22 protein-coding genes are annotated in these 16,500 nt (G+C 43.1%); all 22 read left to right on the plus strand.

Annotation, left to right across the window (positions count from 1 at the left end):
- Positions 1 to 4 precede the first annotated feature (4 nt).
- The 22 genes from IQ283_RS00990 (at position 5) to IQ283_RS01095 (ending at position 16,494) form a co-directional block, all read left to right on the plus strand.
- Complete coding sequence (locus tag IQ283_RS00990; RefSeq protein WP_194218310.1) at positions 5 to 850, plus strand: MotE family protein; 846 nt, start codon at positions 5 to 7, stop codon at positions 848 to 850.
- A 14-nt stretch (positions 851 to 864) separates the two neighbouring features.
- Complete coding sequence (locus IQ283_RS00995) at positions 865 to 2,220, plus strand: flagellar hook-length control protein FliK (protein WP_194218311.1); 1,356 nt, start codon at positions 865 to 867, stop codon at positions 2,218 to 2,220.
- Positions 2,221 to 2,231: 11 nt separating this feature from the next.
- Positions 2,232 to 2,648: a flagellar hook assembly protein FlgD gene (flgD, locus tag IQ283_RS01000; protein WP_194218312.1), complete on the plus strand. Its 417-nt coding sequence runs from the start codon at positions 2,232 to 2,234 to the stop codon at positions 2,646 to 2,648.
- A 1-nt stretch (position 2,649) separates the two neighbouring features.
- Positions 2,650 to 3,012: a TIGR02530 family flagellar biosynthesis protein gene (locus IQ283_RS01005; RefSeq protein WP_194218313.1), complete on the plus strand. Its 363-nt coding sequence runs from the start codon at positions 2,650 to 2,652 to the stop codon at positions 3,010 to 3,012.
- A 73-nt stretch (positions 3,013 to 3,085) separates the two neighbouring features.
- The gene (locus tag IQ283_RS01010; protein ID WP_194218314.1) at positions 3,086 to 3,847 is read left to right on the plus strand and encodes a flagellar hook-basal body complex protein; all 762 of its coding nucleotides are present in this window, start codon (positions 3,086 to 3,088) and stop codon (positions 3,845 to 3,847) included.
- A gap of 41 nt (positions 3,848 to 3,888) precedes the next feature.
- Complete coding sequence (locus IQ283_RS01015; protein WP_194218315.1) at positions 3,889 to 4,083, plus strand: flagellar FlbD family protein; 195 nt, start codon at positions 3,889 to 3,891, stop codon at positions 4,081 to 4,083.
- A gap of 19 nt (positions 4,084 to 4,102) precedes the next feature.
- The gene (gene fliM, locus IQ283_RS01020; protein WP_194218316.1) at positions 4,103 to 5,086 is read left to right on the plus strand and encodes a flagellar motor switch protein FliM; all 984 of its coding nucleotides are present in this window, start codon (positions 4,103 to 4,105) and stop codon (positions 5,084 to 5,086) included.
- A complete protein-coding gene (gene fliY / locus IQ283_RS01025) occupies positions 5,076 to 6,194 on the plus strand; it encodes a flagellar motor switch phosphatase FliY (RefSeq protein ID WP_194218317.1) in 1,119 nt (372 codons plus the stop codon). The genes fliM and fliY overlap by 11 nt, the downstream gene beginning before the upstream one ends.
- A gap of 16 nt (positions 6,195 to 6,210) precedes the next feature.
- Positions 6,211 to 6,795: a flagellar biosynthetic protein FliO gene (locus IQ283_RS01030; protein WP_194218318.1), complete on the plus strand. Its 585-nt coding sequence runs from the start codon at positions 6,211 to 6,213 to the stop codon at positions 6,793 to 6,795.
- Positions 6,795 to 7,478: a flagellar type III secretion system pore protein FliP gene (gene fliP, locus IQ283_RS01035; RefSeq protein ID WP_194218319.1), complete on the plus strand. Its 684-nt coding sequence runs from the start codon at positions 6,795 to 6,797 to the stop codon at positions 7,476 to 7,478. Before IQ283_RS01030 ends, fliP begins: the two co-directional genes overlap by 1 nt.
- An 11-nt stretch (positions 7,479 to 7,489) precedes the next feature.
- Positions 7,490 to 7,759, plus strand: a complete 270-nt coding sequence (fliQ, locus tag IQ283_RS01040; RefSeq protein WP_098445458.1) for a flagellar biosynthesis protein FliQ — start codon at positions 7,490 to 7,492, stop codon at positions 7,757 to 7,759.
- A 2-nt stretch (positions 7,760 to 7,761) separates the two neighbouring features.
- Complete coding sequence (gene fliR / locus IQ283_RS01045; RefSeq protein WP_194218320.1) at positions 7,762 to 8,538, plus strand: flagellar biosynthetic protein FliR; 777 nt, start codon at positions 7,762 to 7,764, stop codon at positions 8,536 to 8,538.
- A 4-nt stretch (positions 8,539 to 8,542) separates the two neighbouring features.
- A complete protein-coding gene (gene flhB, locus IQ283_RS01050) occupies positions 8,543 to 9,643 on the plus strand; it encodes a flagellar biosynthesis protein FlhB (RefSeq protein ID WP_194218321.1) in 1,101 nt (366 codons plus the stop codon).
- A 2-nt stretch (positions 9,644 to 9,645) separates the two neighbouring features.
- Positions 9,646 to 11,679, plus strand: coding sequence for a flagellar biosynthesis protein FlhA (gene flhA / locus IQ283_RS01055; protein ID WP_194218322.1), 2,034 nt, complete (start codon positions 9,646 to 9,648; stop codon positions 11,677 to 11,679).
- Positions 11,676 to 12,827, plus strand: coding sequence for a flagellar biosynthesis protein FlhF (flhF, locus tag IQ283_RS01060; RefSeq protein WP_194218323.1), 1,152 nt, complete (start codon positions 11,676 to 11,678; stop codon positions 12,825 to 12,827). Before flhA ends, flhF begins: the two co-directional genes overlap by 4 nt.
- A complete protein-coding gene (locus IQ283_RS01065; protein WP_194218324.1) occupies positions 12,820 to 13,683 on the plus strand; it encodes a MinD/ParA family protein in 864 nt (287 codons plus the stop codon). Before flhF ends, IQ283_RS01065 begins: the two co-directional genes overlap by 8 nt.
- Before the next feature lie 30 nt (positions 13,684 to 13,713).
- Positions 13,714 to 14,499, plus strand: coding sequence for a FliA/WhiG family RNA polymerase sigma factor (locus IQ283_RS01070; RefSeq protein ID WP_194218325.1), 786 nt, complete (start codon positions 13,714 to 13,716; stop codon positions 14,497 to 14,499).
- A 14-nt stretch (positions 14,500 to 14,513) separates the two neighbouring features.
- Positions 14,514 to 14,951 carry a DUF6115 domain-containing protein gene (locus tag IQ283_RS01075; protein WP_194218326.1) on the plus strand — a complete coding sequence of 146 codons (438 nt, stop codon included), beginning with the start codon at positions 14,514 to 14,516 and terminating at the stop codon, positions 14,949 to 14,951.
- Positions 14,948 to 15,385 carry a YaaR family protein gene (locus tag IQ283_RS01080; RefSeq protein ID WP_194218327.1) on the plus strand — a complete coding sequence of 146 codons (438 nt, stop codon included), beginning with the start codon at positions 14,948 to 14,950 and terminating at the stop codon, positions 15,383 to 15,385. The genes IQ283_RS01075 and IQ283_RS01080 overlap by 4 nt, the downstream gene beginning before the upstream one ends.
- A gap of 156 nt (positions 15,386 to 15,541) precedes the next feature.
- Positions 15,542 to 16,102, plus strand: coding sequence for a sigma-70 family RNA polymerase sigma factor (locus tag IQ283_RS01085; RefSeq protein ID WP_194218328.1), 561 nt, complete (start codon positions 15,542 to 15,544; stop codon positions 16,100 to 16,102).
- The gene (locus IQ283_RS01090; protein WP_194218329.1) at positions 16,103 to 16,249 is read left to right on the plus strand and encodes a YvrJ family protein; all 147 of its coding nucleotides are present in this window, start codon (positions 16,103 to 16,105) and stop codon (positions 16,247 to 16,249) included.
- Between the two features lie 2 nt (positions 16,250 to 16,251).
- Positions 16,252 to 16,494 (plus strand): helix-turn-helix domain-containing protein, encoded by a 243-nt coding sequence (locus IQ283_RS01095; protein WP_194218330.1) that lies wholly within the window; start codon positions 16,252 to 16,254, stop codon positions 16,492 to 16,494.
- Positions 16,495 to 16,500: the final 6 nt, after the last annotated feature.

Raw genomic sequence — 16,500 nt, forward strand, 5'->3', positions numbered from 1 at the left:
AGAGATGCGAAAACGACAGAAAAGTTCATGGAAAGAACGCATCATCCACGGTTTTCTTTTGCCGCTTGCCTTTATGGCAACTGTTCTGCTCGTCGTCCTTCCATTTCTTGGCTATGACTTGTTTGCCATGGCAACTTCTCTTTCGAAAAAACCAATTGCCTATGTAGAAAAGAATTTGACGGCTGAAGCAACGGATCAAAATGAGGAAGACTTGCTAGAAAAAGAGAATGATAAGAAGGAAAGCGAAATATCCGCGTTAAAAAAACAGCTTGATGAACAAGAGATTAAGCTAACGAAAAAGCAATCGGAGCTGGAATCGTTAACGGAGGAAATGAAAAGTGAGTTAGCTGACAAGGAAGAGCGTGAGAAGAAGCTTCAGCAATTAGCGAAAACCTATGAAGGGATGTCTGCTTCAAAATCTGCATCCATTATGGAAAATCTCACACTAAACGAAGCGGCTTTATTGCTCGATGCAATGGGAAGTACGGAGCAGGCAGCGGTATTAAGTAAAATGAACTCGGCTGTAGCCGCTGACCTGACGATTGTTTTAAAAGATCTCGAAAGAGCGGCCGATCCTGAACTTGCTGCGATGCAGGAAAGAATTGCGCTTCTTATGAATGCGATCGACCGAAAAAAAAGCTCGCTTTCCATTTCGGATGTCGCAAAAGATTTATCCGAAATGCCTGAAGAAGAAGCGGCCGATATCCTTTCAAAGATGGGACAGTCAGATGCAGAGAAAGAAGTGGGACTCTCTATTCTTCAAGAACTCGAAGACGACAAGCGAAAGGCGTTACTTGCAGAAATGGAAGAATCGATTTCATCTAGTTACGTTACTGATTTAGCGAACTGAGAGGAGGTGAAAAAGTGAACGCCATTCAGTCACTTGGAAAAAGCGTGATCGTCCAGCCAAAGCCAACAGGTAATGATTCAACTGGATTTTCAACTTTGTTAAGTACGTTAGGGATAAAGATGATCAATCAAGAAGCGGGTAGGACTGAAGGCAAGAGAGAAGTGGAGCAGAGTGATGAAAATGAATTACCGCTCAATCTTCTTATGATAAATAAAGCAGCACTTCCGTTAGACGTTCAAGTTGCCCAAACGCCCAGTTCATCTAAGCTTCAAGGCAATCTTGAAAACAGTGAGAAGCCACAAGTGAAAAGTGGGAGTCAACAACAAGGATTGACCTTACCTGGTTTTACGAAGCAGGAATTGGAGTCCCTGGCACAGGTTGGGAAGCAGGCAACTCTTGAGTCAGAAGCTTCCAAGTTATCTTTGAGCAATGAATCAAAGGTGCAGTTACATGAAAAAAACGCTTTTCATAAGGGAGAAGAAATCTCACCTGGGTTTATAAAACAAGAATGGTTAAATAATTCACAAGGTGTAAAGGAAGTCTTAGCTGTAATTGAAGAAAAGCCGGTAGAAGAAGCAAGGGTAGTTGAAGTTCCAAGAGGGCAAGAGGCAACAAAATCGCTTGAGATTATCAAGCAAATGACTGCCGAGCAATCTTCACAACAAAAAAATCTTGATGTAACAGTCAATCAACCCCCTCGATTAGAAGAGCAAGAAGCTATAGTCGAGGACCGTAAGCAAAGGCCTGTCCTAGAAGAAGGGAAGGAATTGAAGTCACAAGTTGATCAAGCTGAAGATACTGAGCAACTGGACCAACCGTCGACTGAAACTTTACCGGTAGATGACGTTCAAACGGACGAAAAGCCAGATGGTTTGCCGCTAGTAAAACAAAGTAATGACGCACCCGTTAAAGAAGCCACCGTGCAAGCTCGTTATATGAACACGGAACTAAGTGAAATGATTACCGAGCGCATGCAACTTTCCAAAAATGGTGATGAAACAAATATCAGAATTAAGCTTTCTCCAGAAAATCTCGGACAGCTAGATATTCGGTTAACCACATCAGATGGAAAAGTGACTGCGCATATCTTAACCTCCACTTCAGGAGCCAAAGAGCTAATTGAATCCCAGCTTCATCAGCTTCGTCACACGCTTGTTCAGCAGGGCATTCAGCTTGATAAAGTTGAAGTGGTTCAGCACCAAGGCTCTCAACATTCTTTTATGCAAGATGGACGAGGAGAACAAGGACAGCACTTTCAACAAGGAAAGCAGCACCAGGGACGTAAAGATAAATACGATTTAGAAGAAAATCCGCTTGTAACAAACGAAAGAGAAGAAAGCATATCCGGCGGGATTAACTACGCCATATAAGGAGGGGTGACGTGAATACAAGCTCCGTCACAGCAAAACAAGCTGTTCAAACACAAAAGACCGAGCTGCCAGGTCAGCTTGGAAAAGATGATTTCTTAAAGATTCTCGTAGCCCAGCTTTCCAATCAGGATCCCATGCAGCCAATGCAAGATGCTGAATTTATTGGACAGATGGCGCAATTTAGTTCACTCGAGCAGATGACAAATATGAACACGTCGTTGAACAAATTTGTTGATCGTCAGCTACAAAGCTCGATGACAGATTATGCGGATTTAATTGGGAAAAGTGTGCAATGGCAAGAGAATAATGAGGTTAGCTCTGGAAAAGTCCAGGCCGTTTTATACAAAGAAGGTAATGTACTCGCAGAACTTGATAATGGTCAACAAGTAGACGTTTCCCTTTTAGAGCGTATCGAAACGAGGGAATAGCGTGGCAAATATTCAAGTCAATCAGGCGTATTATCCAAAGCAACCCATTCAATCGGTTAAAAAGCAAGAAGCCAGTTCTTTTGCAGATCAGCTAAAACAAACGATTGAGTCTCAAGTTTCATTCAGTCATCACGCACAAGTTCGACTCGAGCAAAACGGGATTTCGCTTTCAGATCAGCAGCTCCAACAGTTGAATAATGGAGTGGAGAAAGCGCGAGAAAAAGGATCAAAGGAATCGCTCATGCTGATGAAGGATCTCGCTTTTGTCGTTAGCGTTAAAAACAACAAAGTCATCACCGCCATGAAGCAGGACAATATGGAAAACCAAATCGTAACAAACATTGATTCAGCACTTATTTTATAGTGGCCGGACCGAGCAGGAGGCCCATTCGCTGTGGATCGATTGAAGCAGCGACACAATTAGAGGGGGAAACAACTTGTTAAATTCAATGTACTCAGGCGTTTCAGGAATGAGAGGCTTTCAAACGAAGCTAGATGTGATCGGGAATAATATTGCGAACGTGAATACAGTAGGTTACCAGAAAAGTAGAGTGCTGTTTGAAGATATGCTTAGTCAAAGCGTTGCAGGCAATTCGGTGAACTCGATGCAAGTAGGACTTGGTTCTTCTGTTTCTGCTATTAATATGGTCGATAGCCCGGGGTCGCCAATGACGACAGGTGTTCAAACGGATCTTAGTATTCAAGGGGATGGGTATTTTAGGGTACAGACTGAAGGTGGCACTGAATACCTTGCTCGTTCGGGATCTTTCCAACTAGACGCTGAAGGGAATCTTGTAACCACTCAAGGATACTCTGTATTAGATGAAGATGGTAATCCAATTGAGAATATTGGCCAAATATCAAGTATAAATGCAGATGGACAGATTACATATACAGATACTGATGGCCTCCCTCAGCAAACAATCAATATAGGGATTGGTACAGTGCCGAATCCAGCAGGTCTTAGTAAAGTTGGAAATTCCCTTTTTCTGGTTACAGATAAATCCGGAGCTCTCGATACAGTAACAGGCCTCCCTGAGGGTTCCCGAGTTGTCGCAGGCCAACTCGAAATGTCTAACGTTGACCTAACCGAAGAATTCACAGAAATGATTGTCGCGCAACGTGGGTTCCAGGCGAACTCAAGAGTGATTACAACGTCAGATGAGATCCTTCAAGAAATCGTCAATTTAAAACGATAGGGGGTAAGGGCTGAGGAATTTCCTCGGCCTGCTCTGTACATATGATACCGGTAACGAAATTAAATCGAGAAACGATGATGTTAAATGCGATCTACATTGAAACGATTGAATCAACGCCAGATACGATGATTTTATTAACGAACGGCAAACGTTATGTTGTGTTGGAAACGATCGAGCAAGTGAAGCAGCTCGTCACGGAATTTTATCGTGACATTAGCGTATTAGAGAAAAAATAGACGAACGGGGGTGACCATGTTGTCTGATATGCTATCGCCAGCAACTGTTGATGCGCTTCTTGCTGCTATTGATGAGCCAGGGCAGAAGAAGCCAATGAAAGAACGAAAAGTGCAAACGTATGATTTTAAAAGAGCGCTTCGCTTTTCTCAGGACCATATTCGAATTTTAACGCGTATTCACGAGAACTATGCGCGACTCATGACGACCTATTCATCCGCTCAGCTTCGGACGATCATTCAAGCCTCCGTTCATTCTGTTGACCAGATGCCATTTGAAGAATTTGTGAAGTCGATCACAGAAAATTCGATTCTTAGCCTCTTTGTTGCTTCCCCATTACAAGGACAGATGGTGCTTGAAGTGGCGCCAGAGCTAGCGTATGCGATGCTTGATCGCATGCTTGGAGGGCAAGGCGTTCAACCGGACAAGCTCTCCCATTTAACCGAAATTGAAACGATGGTGATTGAACGGATTTTCAGTAAAATTCTTGAAAGTTTTCAAGATGCATGGACATCCGTCCTTAAGCTGAAAACGGAATTAAAAGAACTTGAAGTGAACCCGCATTTTCTTCAAATTGTATCACCAAATGAAACAGTCGTAACCGTTACCTTACGTGTGAAAGTGGGAGATGTGAGCGGCGATATTCGTCTCTGTCTTCCACACGTTGTTCTTGAGCCAATTATGCCGAGACTTTCGGCACATCACTGGCTATCCAATCAAAAAAAGGATCGCGAACCGCAGGAAAGCAAGGAGCTTGAAAAAAGACTTAAAAAGACCAATTTAGGGATTATCGCTGAGCTTGGTCATTCTGAAATTACCATTGAAGAATTTTTGAATTTGGAAGATGGTGACGTCATTCGTTTAAATCAAACGGTTTCTGATCCGCTTATTGTCAAGGTGGATAACCGGGTAAAATTTCATGGACAGCCTGGCACATCCAAAGGTCGAATGGCCGTACAAATCACTGAAGTGAAAGAAGAGGAGGAAATAGGCCATGACGGATGATCGTCTTTCAAAAGAAGAAATGAACGCCTTATTTCAAGAGACAGCAGCAGGAAAGGAGGGGGACAACGTGTATTTTCATGAAATCGAAAAAGAAGCGCTGAGTGAGCTTTTTAGCGTCGCAATTGGAAGTTTTACCACAACACTCTCATCAGTTTTTATGCAAGATGTCTTTGTATCAAATGTGACGATGCAGTTCCTTCATGAAGCGCGTTTTCAGCAAGAGGTGTCACTCCCTTACGTAGAAGCAGCGATTCGCTATGAGGGAGCGGCCGCTGGAGAAACGATTATTATGGTAAACCCTCCTGATGCTCAGGATATGGCTGATATTTGGCAAGTAGCCAAAGGGGATGAAGGCGACGAAAGCGTAGATAAGAGCTTAACTTCTGTCATGACTGGCATGATGGAAAGCATACATAAGGGACTTAGCATGGCTTCGGGCTCATCATTTTCTGGAACGTTTACGAATCTTCAAGTTGTCTCAGAGTTAACTAACTCTGTGCTACTGGAAAATGTGCCTGAATCGGTTTATGTAGACATTTCATTCGAGCTTTCCATTGGGTCTATTATGCAAACTGTTGTTCATCATGTACTCCCCGCAACAGTAGCCAAACAAATCAGCGAATTGCTTGTCAGCATAGAAGACCTTCAATCCGCTGAGCAGAAAGAGACAGAGAAGGCAAATGAGCAGGAGGCCGAATTGCAGCAACGATCATTACAACAGCCTGAACAAGTGGCAGAAGAGAAAGAACCAATTGATCCCATGGCATCACGAGTAAAAGAGCCTGAACCGAATATCCAAAACGTTCAGTTCACGAATTTTAGCCAGGAAGATCACCCGTACGGTGAGCAGCGAAATCTAAATATGTTACTAGATATTCCACTTCAGGTGACGGTCGAGTTAGGGCGAACTAAGCGCATTGTAAAAGACATACTTGAGCTTTCACATGGATCGGTTTTAGAGCTCGATAAGTTAGCGGGAGAGCCGGTCGATATTTTGATTAATAGTAAACTCATTGCCAAAGGGGAAGTTGTCGTAATTGATGAGAATTTTGGTGTCAGAGTAACAGATATTTTAAGTGCAGCAGAGCGTTTATCCAAGCTGCGTTAAGAAGGAGTTTTTACAGGTGAGACAGCATATGATTGGCATCATGACACTTCTCCTTTGCTTTGTATTACTGGTGCCGCACCATGTCGTAGCGGCTACAGATGGTAGCGTGACGGATTGGCTCACGGAAGATGGAGATGAGCCATCTGCCCCTCAAGATGAGCAGCCTACCGAAGTAGAAGGGCCGAGCACAAATGTTTTCTTCCTTCTGATCAAACTTGTTTTCTATACGATCGTGGTCGTGGGACTGATCTACTTGCTCATTCGTTTTCTGTCAAAACGCCAACAAAAGATTCAGCATCATTCGGTTTTTACGCCGATAGGTGGTACATCTCTCGGTAACAATAAATCGGTTCAAATGGTGAAGGTTGGCGATTCGCTTTATATGATTGGCGTGGGGGATAACGTGAATTTGCTGAAAGAAATTGAAGATAAGGAAGAAGTAGAGCGTATTTTATCACAGGCAGAAGATCAGAAATCAGGCTTTTCCTTTATGAATCAAAAGCATGCGGGCATTCAAGAGATGATTCAGGCAAGCTTAAAGAAACAGCGAAACAAGCGTAAGAACTATTGGGACGACGGCGACGAAAGGGACGATAAGTAATGGATTTGCTCATAAACTTAACGATTCCAGGGCTTGATTTCGGATCAAACGCCACGGAAGATGTGTCCGTTACCATCCAGCTTGTCCTGCTCTTAACCGTTCTTTCGCTTGCTCCAGCAATTCTTGTATTGATGACTTGTTTTACGAGGATTGTTGTCGTGTTATCCTTCGTTCGTTCAGCGCTCGCGACACAATCAATGCCACCGAATCAGGTGCTCATTGGTTTAGCGCTATTTTTAACTTTTTTCGTGATGTCTCCTGTTCTTTCAGAGATTAATAGTGAGGCGCTTCAGCCCTACTTGAATGAAGAGATCGGACAGGAAGAAGCGCTCGATGCAGCTGAACAGCCGATTAAAGAGTTTATGGCGGAGCATACGCGTGAAAAAGACCTGGCTCTTTTTTATAAGTATGCAGAGCTAGAAAAGCCGGAATCAGTGGAAGACATTCGCTTAACCGCACTCGTTCCTGCTTTTGCGATTTCAGAACTGAAAACGGCGTTTCAGATTGGATTTATTATCTTTATCCCATTTCTTATTATTGACATGGTAGTGGCCTCAACGCTCATGGCGATGGGGATGATGATGCTACCCCCGGTTATGATTTCTCTCCCGTTTAAAATTCTATTATTTGTGCTTGTCGATGGCTGGTATCTGGTCGTCGAATCACTTCTATTAAGCTTCTAAGGAGGACGACGATGACGCCGGATATGGTCATTTCACTTGCAGAAGATGCTGTTTATACCGTGATTATTATTTCAGCTCCGCTTCTCTTAATCGCACTTGGCGTTGGGTTAATCGTGAGTGTGTTTCAGGCGATGACGCAAATTCAGGAACAGACGCTTGCGTTCATTCCCAAAATCGTTGCCGTTCTGTTAACGATCGTTCTGTTTGGACCGTGGATGCTCACAACGCTACTCGATTACACAACGAACTTATATCAAAATCTTTATAGGTTTATCGGCTAAAGATGGAAAGCATCGTTAACGCTCTGCCCCTGTTTTTACTCGTATTTATGAGGGCAACGTCATTTTTTATTACTGCACCAGTTTTCTCAACAAGAAGCGTTCCAAACCGCTTTAAAGTGGGAGTTGGTTTTTTTATAGCTTTGATTGTAACAGCCGGACTAGGAGCAGAAACAGAGCTGCCCCTTGATCTGACGTTTATCATCTACATCTTAAAAGAATTGTTTATTGGATTATCGCTTGGATTTATCGCTTCCCTCATCCTTTATACGGTACAAGTTGCTGGTGCCTTCATCGATTTTCAGATGGGATTTGTGATTGCGAACGTTATTGATCCTCAGACGAGAACGCAGGTACCGATTATCGGAAACTTTAAATACATGCTTGCTCTGCTCTTTCTTGTATCAGTTGATGGTCATCATATGATGCTTGACGGTCTTGTAAGAAGTTATGAGCTTTTACCGACTGATGCGCTCCTTAGCCAGGCGAACAGTCAGTCACTTGCTCTATTTATTGCTGAAGTTTTCGCGGGGATGTTTTTCTCAGCGTTTCAGCTCGCGCTACCGATCGTTGCTTCCCTTTTTCTTGTGGATGTGGCGCTTGGCCTTCTTGCGAGAGCAGTACCTCAAGTGAATATTTTCGTTGTCGGTTTGCCGTTAAAAATCTTTGTCGGTTTCGTGCTTATTCTAGTGACGATTCCTACCTTTTTCTTTTTACTGCGAGGGGTTTTTCAAGAAATGCTCGCTACGATGGGGCAGCTTATTCAAATACTGGGTGGGTAGTACGATGCGAACTTATCGTTTACAAATGGATCTCCAATTCTTTTCACAAGAAAAGACCGAGAAAGCAACACCACAAAAGAAGCAAGAATCTCGTAAAAAGGGTCAGGTGGCGAGAAGTGCTGAGATTCCATCCGCCTTTATGATGATTGGTGTGTTTCTGTTTATGTCTTTCATTGGTGGGTGGTTGATTGAAAGCCTCGAGTCCATGATTCGAGGCAATCTTGTTCAGATTACAGATTGGACGCTCACAGAACAGAATGTTGATCGCATGCTGAAAGAAAATGTGTGGCAGGCGGCACTGATCGCAGCCCCCCTTATGGGAATTTCGCTCGTCATGGGAGTTCTAGGAAACTATATGCAAGTGGGATTTCTCGTTTCCACAGATCCCCTTCAGGCAAAGCTTGAAAGAATTAACCCATTAAAAGGCGCGAAACGAATATTTTCAGCTCGAACGCTCGTCGAACTATTAAAGTCGTTAATTAAAATTACGTTTATCTCAGCTTGCACCTTTATTGTTCTTTGGAATAAACGAGACGAAGTGATGCTCATTTCGCAAAAGTCGATCGGTGAAGCAATGGCACTTGTTGGTTCATTGATCGTCCAAACGGGCTTAGCTGTTGGAATTCTATTATTATTCCTTGCCCTATTAGACTATGTTTATCAGAAATATGACTTCGAAAAAAACATCCGAATGTCGAAGCAGGACATTAAAGATGAATATAAAAAGAGCGAAGGCGATCCGCTCATTAAATCAAAAATTAAAGAAAAGCAGCGCACACTTGGAATGAACCGGATGATTTCTGAAATTCCAAATGCGGACGTCGTCATTACGAACCCTACGCACTTTGCCGTTGCACTTCGGTACGATCCGAAAGAAATGGATAAGCCGACAGTTGTGGCGAAAGGGATGGATTACGTGGCGCAAAAGATTAAAGAAAAAGCGAAAGAACATGAGATTATTACGACGGAAAATGTCCAGCTTGCGCGTGCGCTTTATCATCAGGTGGAAATTGGTGATGGGGTGCCGGAAGAGCTGTTCAAGGCTGTTGCAGAAATACTTGCTTACGTGTATAGCATAAAAGGCTACCCGGGAGGAGGGAACTAACGATGAAAATAAAAGATTATGCTGTGCTCGTATCTGTCATTATGATTGTGATCATGATGGTTATCCCGTTCCCTCCGCTCTTACTCGATTTTCTCATTATGATGAACATTAGCCTTGCACTCACGATCATTCTTGTTGCGATGAATACGAAAGAAGCACTCCAGTTCTCGATCTTTCCATCGCTGTTATTATTAACAACGCTCTTTCGCCTAGGCTTAAACGTCTCGACGACTCGCTCTATTCTAACGAATAAAACAGGCGGACAGGTGATTGAAACATTTGGTTCTTTTGTTGTTGGCGGAAGTGTTGTGATCGGACTCCTTGTTTTCCTGATTCTTGTGATTATCCAATTCATTGTTATTACAAAAGGATCCGAACGAGTGGCTGAAGTAGCCGCTCGATTTACACTCGACGCGATGCCAGGGAAGCAAATGAGCATTGATGCTGATTTGAACGCAGGAATGATTTCAGATCGCGAGGCGAAAGTAAGTCGAGAGAAAATTGCGCGTGAAGCTGACTTTTATGGTGCGATGGACGGAGCCAGTAAGTTCGTAAAAGGTGATGCGATTGCCGGAATTGTTATTACGCTCATTAACATTATCGGTGGGCTAATCATTGGAATGGTCGTTCATGGTATGCCAGTTGGCGATGCGGCAACAACATTTACGCTTCTTTCGATTGGTGATGGGCTTGTCAGTCAAATTCCTGCGCTCCTAATTTCAACAGCGACGGGAATTGTCGTGACGCGAGCAGCGTCAGATGGCAATCTAGGGTCCGATATTACTGCGCAAATTTTTGCTTATCCAAAGCTTCTTTACGTTGTAGGAGCGGTTGTCGCGCTCCTCGGACTTGCGACGCCGATTAACCCGCTTCTTACGTTTCCAATCGCAGGTCTTCTCGTCTATGGAGGATGGGTGATGCAAAAGAGTTTGGATCAAACAAAAGAAGTCGAATTAGCCGCAGGCGACGAAGAGATTGAAGAAATGAAAAAGCCAGAAAGCGTGACGAGCCTTCTTCAAGTCGATCCGATTGAGTTTGAGTTTGGTTACGGACTCATTCCACTTGCTGATCAAAAGCAGGGCGGTGATCTACTTGATCGCGTCATTATGATTCGCAGGCAGATTGCGCTTGAGTTCGGAATCGTTGTTCCAGTTATTCGCATTCGTGACAACATCCAGCTCGAACCGAACGAGTACGTTATTAAAATAAAAGGAAATCGCGTAGCTGGAGGAGAGGTTCGGTTGGATCAATACCTTGCGATGAGTAGCGGTTTAGAGGATGAAACCATTACAGGGGTTGAAACGGTAGAACCGGCTTTCGGACTTCCGGCTCTATGGGTAACGGAAGAAATGAAAGATCGCGCCGAGCTTTCGGACTACACGATTGTGGATCCGCCGTCAGTTGTTTCTACACATTTAACAGAAGTGATCAAACGCCATGCGCATGAATTGTTAAGTCGTCAGGAAGTGAAGCACTTACTCGATAACGTCAGAGAATCGTCTCCAGCTGTTTTAGAAGAACTCATTCCAAATATCCTGAGTATCGGGGATGTGCAGAAAGTGCTGATGAGACTTTTGAAAGAAAAAGTATCGATTCGATCATTGGATATGATTCTTGAATCGTTAGCCGATAACGGTGTGCGTACGAAAGATACTGATGTATTGGCGGAATATGTGCGTCAGTCATTATCTCGCCAAATCACGTCACAAGTAGCTATACCTGGTGAGCCTTTGAAAGTTTTAACAGCAGGAGCGCGACTTGAAAAGCGTTTCGCGGAATCGGTTCAGCAATCGGATCAGGGAAGTTACTTAGCGCTTGATCCTGAAACATCGCAAACCATTTATCAGGAAGTGCTGCAGCAGGTAAGTCGCCTTCAGCAGTCAGGCATTCAGCCAATCCTATTAACGTCACCTGCGATCCGCATGTATTTACGCCAATTTCTAGAGCGCTATATGCCTGAGCTAACGATTCTTTCATATAGCGAGCTAGAGCCTAATGTTGAAGTCCAAAGTGTAGGAGTGATTAATCTACCATGAAGATCAAACGCTATGTGGTCACCCACCTTCGCGAAGCTATGCCCCTTATTAGGCAGGAGCTCGGTCAGGATGCTGTCATTTTAAATACGAAAAAAGTAAAAGTAGGCGGGATCTTCGGCTTATTTCGAAAACAGCGTCTTGAAGTGCTCGCCGCTCTTGATGAGGAAAAAGTAGCGAAAGAAAAGACAGAGTTTGCGACGCTACTACAGTCTGAAAAGAAGCGTCGGGAAGCGACGCCTGAACGAGTAGAAGAGCTGGTACCTAAAGTGGACAAACAGTCTGTAGAAGCTGAAACTCAAGTGCTTGGTGAGCTAAAATCGATGAAAGAAATCATGATGCAAATGATGGAGAATGAGCGCTTACCGAAACAGTTAAAGCCCGTACAGGCCTTTTTAGAAGCTCAGGAATTCTCACAGGCGATTCGCTCGGGTGTCATGGCGGAACTGCTTATTAAATCGAAATCTTATCCAAGTTATACAAAAGAAGAGGCATTTATATGGATGAGACAGGAATTTGCGAAACGAATCAAGAATTATCCTAGTATAGGAAGTGCTTCAAAGAAAGTGCGGTGTTTCGTTGGCCCAACCGGTGTAGGGAAAACAACGACCATTGCCAAAATAGCAGGGCACTTATTATTGAAAGAGCGTCAATCCGTTGGCCTGATTACATCAGATACGTACCGGATTGCCGCAGTTGAACAGCTTCGAACATATGCTGATATTCTTGGCATCCCAATGGAAGTCGTCCAGTCTCCTTCCGATTTAGAAAAGTCGCTTGAACGCCTTTCTGCCTGCGATGTGATTCTCATGGATACGGCAGGTCGGAATTATCAACAGTATAGCTATATTACGCAGCTAGAAACACTTTTATCCGGTCAGGAAATGTCGATTACGCTCATGTTAAGTCTTACGCATCGTTATTCTGATATGAAATTAATTGCCGATAATTTTCATTCGCTCGGGGTTTTGGAAGTGATTATGACGAAGATGGATGAAACGACAGTTCGAGGACCGATTTTTAATTTCATGGAAGATTACAACCTTCCGATTACGATCTTAACAACGGGGCAGAACGTACCCGATGATCTCGTGAGAACGACACCAGATTTCTTCCTTGATCTAGTGATGGAGGGGCGAGGAAATGGCTGATCAAGCGAATCAATTGCGTGAAGAAGTGAAACGTCGCCTTCATTCTGGTTCAAATAATCGAAAAACAAAAGTGATCGCTGTGACAAGTGGAAAAGGCGGCGTTGGAAAGTCAAATGTATCGCTTAATTTTGCCCTTAGTCTTGTTGCGTTAAATAAAAAAGTGGTGATTTTTGATTTAGATGTCGGTATGGCGAACCTTGATGTGCTGATGGGGGTTACGCCGAAAGAAACCATTATGACGATGCTTGAGAAACAGCTATCACTTGATGACGTCGTTGAAACAGGCATAAATGGTCTTCAATATTTAGCAGGTGGTCATGGAATCGGCAAAATTCTTACGTTAGACGGCCAGCAATTAAATCATTTTTTTAAAGAAGTGGGTTCTCTTCAAGGCAAAGTGGATTACATTATTCTCGATACAGGCGCCGGGCTCACTTATGAAGGAATGCGGTTTCTCCAAGCGGCTGATGATGTTTTTCTTGTCATTAATCCTGAACCACCTTCGATTACAGATGGATATAGCGTGCTAAAAGCGCTCTATGAAAAAAATAAACATGCCTCTGCCAAACTGATCGTGAATCGATCCCTTACTAAGGAAGAAGCTGAACGTACGTCCCATAATTTCCAAAAAGCCTCTGTTCAGTTTTTAAATAAGTCGATTGCTTTGCTTGGGGTTATTCCGGATGATCCTTATGTGCGAAAAGCTGTGATCGCACAATCACCCTATATACTCGAATATCCAAATTCGAAAGCCGCAAAGGCAATAGACGAATTGGTTCGATCATATTTAAACCTTCCTTCAAATTATAAGCTTGGTGTAAAAGGATTTCTAACAAAGATGCTGTTTCATAAATAAGTGGGAAGAATTTTTCAGGTGGTGAACTTCATGAAACCCAAAATGGATAAACAGACAATCGAATATTGGAGAGCATGGAAAGAGGAGAAGAATGAAGAGGCTGGTAACAAATTGATTGCCCTTTATCGTCCGCTCGTTGATTTCGCTGTACAGCGCTATGCGGCAGCTCTTCCGTCATCCGTTCAGCGTGATGATCTTAATAGTTTCGCGTATCAAGGGCTTCTTGACGCACTTGAAAAATTCGAGCCAGAACGTGATTTGAAATTTGAAACTTATGCCAGCTGGCGTATTAAAGGGGCCATCATTGATGGGCTTAGGCAGAATGATTGGGTGCCACGCTCCGTTCGTGACAAAGCACGTAAAATTGAAGAAGCCTACGCTGCTTTAGAACAGCAAAATCAAACGTCAAGCAGCGACCATGATGTAGCAGAGTATCTTGGTATGACAATTGAAGAAGTACAGCGAGTGATTCAAGATGCTTCTCTGTCTACAATGGTTTCCGTAGACGAGCCCGTGCACGATGACGATCAGCAGCAAATTGAGCGTTATAGTGTAATTGAAAATGAGCAAGCTGATTTACCAGAAAAGCATTTGCACAAACATTTTATTAAAGAATTACTAGCTGAAACGATTGAACGTCTACCTGAGAAAGAAAAACTTGTTGTCTCTCTTGTTTATTTTGAGGAATTAACACTTACAGAGATTGCGAGAATCTTAGGTTTATCGACAAGCCGAATTTCGCAACTACACTCGAGAGCGCTCCTTCGGATGAAGGGTGTCCTCCGAGCTAATAAAGAACACGTTCAATCAATGTAATCGGAGTGATTTCCATGTATCCATTCATCTTTATAAGTATTGCCCTTCATCTCGTGAGCTTTCTATGTATTGTTCTCTTGTTTCTAAAGCAAACGAAGAGTTCAGACGTAAGTGAAGAGATCGCTACGGGTATGGAAGTGTATATTGAACAGCTAGAGGAAGAAAATGATCGACTGATGACTGAGGTGAAATCTTACGTCGATAAACGTGAAAACCAGCTTGATACGCGCCTTCGTGTGTTAGAACATGGGAAGACTGTATCGCATGAGGTGGAGGAGCAAAGAAAGCCGGTCATCATCCAGCACCCTTCAGCTAACAACGAACGCAATCAAAAAGCTCTTCAGCTTCATTCACAGGGTTTTTCGGTGACGGATATTGCAAGAATCCTTAATTGCGGTGTCGGCGAAGTTGAGCTGATTGTAAATATTCACGGAAGGTCTGAACAGCGATGAAAATTCAGCAGCATGGCCAAACGTCACTGGACTCTTTAAAAATGGATCTCCCAAAAGGTAACAAGCAGGTAGCGTTTCAATCGGTGATTCAGGAAGCATCAAAGGAACTGAAGGGAGCAGAACTAAAGCGACTGCTACAGCAAATTGATCGTCAGGGGGAGCTGCTTGGAAAGGAACGAACGTTTCAGAACTTATCGGCATACAAGCGAATGGTGAAACAGTTTCTTGAGGAAGCAGTAAGTCAGGGGCTAACGCTATCAGAGAAAAACAGCATGGACCATTATGGAAGAAATCGAACGTATAAGCTTGTGGAAACAGTAGAGAACAAGCTGGTTGAACTGCAAGAAGAGATGAGAGAAAAAGAGAAGAATGGAATGACCTTATTATCGCTTGTTGGTGAAATAAAGGGACTACTTGTTGATCTTTCTCTCTAGTTCAAACGACCCACCTAAAAAAGGAAGTATTGACTCATGGTCATTTGCATGAGTTTTTTCTATAATTAAAATAAGAACATACGTTCGAAATGATGGTTGTGATTTCTTGCTTTCAGGATACTTTCATTCCTACAGACAGAGAAAGGAGAGGTGAGGATGAAGAATGGATGCCGTTTAACAAATGAGATGTATGATGATTTAAAAGGAAATCTCCTATTTAAGTCATTCATTCAAGAAGAGAAGCATTGGACAAGTTTTATGGAGGCATATGTATCAGAGGATCGTGAGGCGGTAAATAAGCTCAATTCACTTTTTCAAAAGTACTATACAGAAATTCGTTTTATTGCTTACGTCACGAAGCTGATTCGCTACACGGCCATCAACTTTGACCGAAAGCGAAGACTTGGGCACCTTCGCTTTCCTCTTATGCTCGATCAGCATGTAGGTATGTCTGGTGATGCCTGGATTGATTTTATTGAAAGTACGGAAACGTGTGGTGAAACGAATTCATTTGCAGAAAGCTTTCAGCAGAAATCACTTTATTTAGGATATACCCGATTAACGCCAAAACAGAAGGAAGTTCTTGAACTTTTTTACCGATTTGAAGCTTCTGATACGGACATTGCAAAAATGGCAGGGATTTCTCAGCAGGCAGCGAGCAGAAGGCGAAAACGTGCGCTTGAGAAGCTAAGAGAAGCAGGAAAGGAGGGGGGATAAATGAGCATAACTACGGTAATTAACGCCATTATTGGTGATCTTGGATTTCCGATCGTCGTTTCACTTTATTTACTCGTGCGGCTAGAAAAGAAAATTGATGATTTAACAAGTGCGGTGGCGGATCAGGAGACTGATAAGAAGGGATGACTATGGAGAAAAGACTATATACGCTTTTACAACAGGCAAAGCAGGAAGAGAAAGAAGGACTCGGCGCCATTATTCATCAGTTTGAAAAGAAAATTGAAGCAGAGCTCAGGCAAACTTCCCCTCAAAACAGAGATGATTTGCGTCAGGAATTAGTATTAAAAGTTCTTGAAGCGGTGGAAAAATACAATATGGAGGATGTGCCAAACTTTGAACAATTTATTGAAGATCAAAAGGGGAAGGAATAAGAAACT

This window comes from Pseudalkalibacillus hwajinpoensis (genome assembly GCF_015234585.1).
Classification (GTDB): domain Bacteria; phylum Bacillota; class Bacilli; order Bacillales; family Guptibacillaceae; genus Guptibacillus; species Guptibacillus hwajinpoensis_B.

Excerpts from the sequence above, each read along its gene's own strand:
- flhA (WP_194218322.1), top strand. The coding sequence starts at position 9,646 with ATGAAAATAAAAGATTATGCTGTGCTCGTATCTGTCATTATGATTGTG.
- IQ283_RS01085 (WP_194218328.1), top strand. The coding sequence starts at position 15,542 with ATGAAGAATGGATGCCGTTTAACAAATGAGATGTATGATGATTTAAAA.
- IQ283_RS01065 (WP_194218324.1), top strand. The coding sequence starts at position 12,820 with ATGGCTGATCAAGCGAATCAATTGCGTGAAGAAGTGAAACGTCGCCTT.
- IQ283_RS01015 (WP_194218315.1), top strand. The coding sequence starts at position 3,889 with ATGATACCGGTAACGAAATTAAATCGAGAAACGATGATGTTAAATGCG.
- IQ283_RS01080 (WP_194218327.1), top strand. The coding sequence starts at position 14,948 with ATGAAAATTCAGCAGCATGGCCAAACGTCACTGGACTCTTTAAAAATG.
- IQ283_RS01070 (WP_194218325.1), top strand. The coding sequence starts at position 13,714 with ATGAAACCCAAAATGGATAAACAGACAATCGAATATTGGAGAGCATGG.
- flhB (WP_194218321.1), top strand. The coding sequence starts at position 8,543 with ATGCGAACTTATCGTTTACAAATGGATCTCCAATTCTTTTCACAAGAA.
- IQ283_RS01095 (WP_194218330.1), top strand. The coding sequence starts at position 16,252 with ATGGAGAAAAGACTATATACGCTTTTACAACAGGCAAAGCAGGAAGAG.
- IQ283_RS00990 (WP_194218310.1), top strand. The coding sequence starts at position 5 with ATGCGAAAACGACAGAAAAGTTCATGGAAAGAACGCATCATCCACGGT.
- fliY (WP_194218317.1), top strand. The coding sequence starts at position 5,076 with ATGACGGATGATCGTCTTTCAAAAGAAGAAATGAACGCCTTATTTCAA.
- fliQ (WP_098445458.1), top strand. The coding sequence starts at position 7,490 with ATGACGCCGGATATGGTCATTTCACTTGCAGAAGATGCTGTTTATACC.
- IQ283_RS01090 (WP_194218329.1), top strand. The coding sequence starts at position 16,103 with ATGAGCATAACTACGGTAATTAACGCCATTATTGGTGATCTTGGATTT.
- fliP (WP_194218319.1), top strand. The coding sequence starts at position 6,795 with ATGGATTTGCTCATAAACTTAACGATTCCAGGGCTTGATTTCGGATCA.
- IQ283_RS01075 (WP_194218326.1), top strand. The coding sequence starts at position 14,514 with ATGTATCCATTCATCTTTATAAGTATTGCCCTTCATCTCGTGAGCTTT.
- flhF (WP_194218323.1), top strand. The coding sequence starts at position 11,676 with ATGAAGATCAAACGCTATGTGGTCACCCACCTTCGCGAAGCTATGCCC.
- fliR (WP_194218320.1), top strand. The coding sequence starts at position 7,762 with ATGGAAAGCATCGTTAACGCTCTGCCCCTGTTTTTACTCGTATTTATG.